This window comes from Pseudochrobactrum sp. AO18b (assembly GCF_000409565.1).
Lineage (GTDB): Bacteria > Pseudomonadota > Alphaproteobacteria > Rhizobiales > Rhizobiaceae > Pseudochrobactrum > Pseudochrobactrum saccharolyticum.
The window spans coordinates 1-4,147 of sequence record NZ_ANNO01000189.1 but is presented as its reverse complement, the minus strand read 5'-3'; the positions used below and the strand labels follow the sequence as shown (position 1 = coordinate 4,147).

General features: G+C 51.3%; 2 protein-coding genes. One reads left to right on the top strand and one right to left on the bottom strand.

Going from position 1 to position 4,147, the window contains the following annotated elements; genetic code table 11:
• Window positions 1–64 precede the first annotated feature (64 nt).
• The gene (locus A918_RS0108000) at window positions 65–2,263 is read right to left on the bottom strand and encodes a long-chain-fatty-acid--CoA ligase (protein ID WP_022710556.1); all 2,199 of its coding nucleotides are present in this window, start codon (window positions 2,261–2,263) and stop codon (window positions 65–67) included.
• Between the two features lie 472 nt (window positions 2,264–2,735).
• Between A918_RS0108000 and A918_RS0107990 the strand changes: the two genes are divergently transcribed.
• Window positions 2,736–4,139 (top strand): cystathionine beta-synthase, encoded by a 1,404-nt coding sequence (locus A918_RS0107990; RefSeq protein ID WP_022710554.1) that lies wholly within the window; start codon window positions 2,736–2,738, stop codon window positions 4,137–4,139.
• Window positions 4,140–4,147: the final 8 nt, after the last annotated feature.

Sequence of the window (4,147 nt, the reverse complement as noted above, 5' to 3'; positions counted from 1 at the left end):
TCTTTTTTGTTGTTTTTACGCATGTCGTTATCGGAAACCGGTTCCCACTTTTCCGCAATAGGCTTTAGCGTAATTCGCGGCGCAGAATTTTCCCGACATTGCTTTTCGGCAGACTGTCGCGGAATTCAATTATACGCGGACGCTTATAATTGGTCAGCCGCTCGGCGCAGAAAGCTTTCAGCACTTCTTCGGTCAGTTCCGGATCGCGGCGCACCACAAATAGCTTTACCACTTCGCCGGAATGTTCATTGGCAATACCGATTGCAGCAGCCTCGACAACGCCCGGATGTTCCGCTGCAACTTCTTCAATCTCATTCGGATAGACATTGAAGCCGGAGACAAGGATCATATCCTTCTTGCGGTCCACAATTTTGGTGAAACCGCCTTCATTCATGAAGCCCATATCACCGGTGCGGAAGAAACCGTCAGGGAAAATAGCCTTGGCTGTTTCTTCAGGGCGGTTCCAATAGCCTTTCATGACCTGCGGACCACGCACACAGACTTCGCCTACTTCACCAAGCGGCACATCATTGCCGTCATCGTCACGGATCGCCACATCAGAACCCGGTACCGGCAGACCGATAGTACCGGAAAATTCCGTTGCATTGAGCACATTGGCCGTGGCAACAGGCGAGGTTTCCGAAAGGCCGTAACCTTCAGTAATCAGGCAACCCGTCATCTTCTCCCAGCGCTCGGCAACAGGACGCTGAACCGCCATACCGCCGCCAAGAGTCAGGATAAGCGGCTTGAAATCCAGCCTGCGGAAGTCTGCATTTTCCATCAGGGCATTGAACAAAGTGTTGAGCCCCGGGAAAATATGAAACGGTGCTTTTTGCAGCTCTTTCACAAAAGCCGGAATATCCCGCGGATTTGGGATAAGCAGATTACGGGCACCCTGCTGAATACCCATCATCGCATTCACGGTCAGGGCAAAAATATGATAGAGCGGCAATGCGCAGATATAATTGATATGCTCCGGCCGGCCTTTATGCTGGAAAGCCACATCCAGCCACAGACGCATCTGCTCAACATTGGCAAGAATATTGCTGTGCATGAGCATGGCACCTTTGGAAATGCCGGTCGTGCCGCCTGTATATTGCAGAAAAGCCAGATCATCCGGTGCAATCACCACCGGTTTGAATGTCAGTTTTGCACCGCTGGCGAGGACAGATTTAAAGCTGTTATGCGCCGGAATATTCCATGCAGGCACCATTTTCTTAACACGGCGCACGACGAAATTGATAATCGCACCTTTAAGCCCGTGCATATCGCCCATAGAGGCGACAACCACATGCTTGACCGATGAATTTGGCAGGACTTTTTCCAGAGTATGGGCAAAGTTTTCGAGAATAATAATTGCTTTGGCACCGGCATCATTGAGCTGATGTTCCAACTCGCGCGGCGTATAGAGCGGATTGACATTCACAACCACCAGCCCTGCGCGCAAAATAGCGGTAATCGCTACCGGATATTGCAGCACATTCGGCATCATCACGGCCACGCGGTCGCCTTTGACCAGTCCGCGTGATTGCAGCCATGCTGCCAGAGCCGCTGATTTTTCATCCAGCTCTTTATAGGACAGAGATTTGTCCATGCAGGTGAAAGCAGGGCGTTCGCCATATTTCTTGCAGGATGTGAGGATCAGATCGGTGATCGACTGATAAGCGGACGGGTCAAGCGCATGCGCTACCCCTTGCGGATAATTGCTGAGCCATGGCTTGGCATCATAGGGGCTGGCTGTTTTTATCGGTTTGGCAACTGGGGTCACCACTGGTTCCGGTGCCTTGTCAGCAATTTTTACTTCTGGTTCGGCTTTTGCAACTTTGGCAGCGGCTTTAGCAGCAGGCTTCGTGGTGCCAGCTTTCGGGGCGGTTTTGGTTTCTGCTGCTTTTGCTGCCGGTTTTACTGCAGCAGTTTTTGTTTTGCCGGCAGGCTTTCCTGCCGTGGTGTTAGTTGCAGGCTTTGCTGCAGTCGTTTTGGCAGGCTTTTTGGCCTCTGCAACAGTCGGAGCCGCAATGTTTGGTGTCTCCGCTGTGGCAGCTTTTTTTGCCGGAGATTTTTTCGGTGCCGCAGATGTTTTTACTGCAGTCTTTGCCGGTTCGGCCTTGGTGGCTGCCACGGTCTTAGCTTTCGCTGCTGTGCTTTTCGGAGCGGATTCTTTGACCGGCTTTGTTGCGGCTGTTTTGGCCGCCGTGGTTCCGGTTTTCTTTGCGGCGCTTTTTGTTGCACCGGCCTTGGCATTCCTATCACTCGAACGTGTCATTCTGCCTCCCAGAATTCCTGTTGTGCCGGCATATGCTTCCGGAAAGTTTCCGGTGTATCGGGTCTTCCTCACTAAAACCCGTCTGCCAACAACTTAACCAAGATTATGCCGATATCAATATCAGACATGATCTTTCCATTGACGTAAACGTAAATTCTTTATCAGGCAATATGTCTGATTGATTTGGCTGCATGAAATACAAGACCGGTCATGGGATAACCGGCACTGCGGGCATCGTCTTCTTTATGCAATAATTTTTCTGTCTTTGACATTGTGCGAAACAACAAACCTGTAAGCCTCTTATATAAGTAAAAAATCTTAGCTTAATGACGGTAAGATAAAATAATATGTCTTCTGATGTGCTGGTGAAGCACTATGCTCTTTAAAGATTCAATGACATAGGCCGACTTGATAAATCCGCAGATATATCGGGTCTTACACAGCATTATGAGCTGTAAAGGAGCCCACCGCAATGCGATTTGCAAGTGTATTCCCGTCAGTTTTACAATTGATCGGCCGGACACCGCTTGTCGAACTCAGCGGATTTGACACCGGGCCGTGCCGCTTATTTGCGAAACTGGAGAGCCAGAACCCTTCCGGCTCCATCAAGGACAGGGTTGCTCTGAGCATTATTTCTGCGGCGGAGCAATCGGGTCAGTTGCGGGCAGGCGGTACAATTGTCGAAGCAACAGCCGGTAATACAGGGCTTGGTCTGGCGCAGGTTGCGGCACTGCGCGGCTACCGGTTGATTCTGGCTATTCCGGATAAAATGTCCAAGGAAAATATCCGCCATTTACGGGCTTTAGGGGCAGATGTCCGGCTGACACGTTCTGATGTGGATAAGGACCATCCTGAGCATTATCAAAATCTGGCACGGCGAATTGCAGAAGAAATTCCGCATGCGTTTTTTGCTGATCAGTTTTCCAATCCTGCTAATCCGCTGGCACATGAAACTGCAACAGGGCCGGAAATCTGGGAGCAAACAGATCATAAGATTGATGCGGTTGTCGTCGGGGTAGGCTCCGGCGGTACGCTGACGGGGCTTGGGCGTTATTTCCGCTCAGTTGCTCCGCAGGCGCAAATCATACTTGCTGATCCTGAAGGTTCGGTTCTGGCACCATTCATCGCGACAGGGCAGTTAGCGCAGGCCGGTCAATGGTCGGTGGAGGGGATAGGGCAGGATTACATTCCCGATAATGCCGATCTCTCTCTTGTCAGCCGTGCTTATACAATATCCGACCGGCAATCTGTTCAGGCCGCCCGCGATTTGCTTTTACGCGAGGGTATTCTGGCCGGAGCATCGTCCGGTACTTTGCTGGCTGCAGCTCTGCAATATTGCCGCGAGCAGACGGAGCCTAAAAATGTGGTGACGCTGATTTGTGACAGCGGCTCCAAATACTTGTCAAAAATGTTTGATGATAACTGGTTGCGCGAGCGGCATCTGAGTGAGCGCGCAGTGCAGGGCAATCTGGAGGATCTGATCTCGCGGCGCCATCAGGACGGTGCGGTGGAAGTAACAGCACCGGATGAAAATCTGCTTGAGGCCTATGGGCGGATGCGGCGCAATACTGTCTCGCAATTACCTGTGCTGGATGGCGGCAGGCTTGTCGGAATTATTGACGAAAGCGACGTCCTGAAGGCTGTGGAGGGCCCGCCGGAAGGGCGCTGGTCGCGCTTTGCGGCTCAGGTTTCATCGGCAATGACCCCGCAACCGCGTGTCTTGCAGGTGGACGCACCATTGAGTGCTTTGCAGAGTTTTTTTGATCGTGATGAAGTAGCGCTGATTGTGAATGGTGCGGATTTTATCGGGCTTATCACCCGTATCGATCTGATTAATCATTTACGCTATGCCGGTAAAAATACGCGTGATGCATAAAAAAACGG

Excerpts from the sequence above, each read along its gene's own strand:
- A918_RS0108000 (WP_022710556.1), bottom strand. The coding sequence starts at position 2,263 with ATGACACGTTCGAGTGATAGGAATGCCAAGGCCGGTGCAACAAAAAGC.
- A918_RS0107990 (WP_022710554.1), top strand. The coding sequence starts at position 2,736 with ATGCGATTTGCAAGTGTATTCCCGTCAGTTTTACAATTGATCGGCCGG.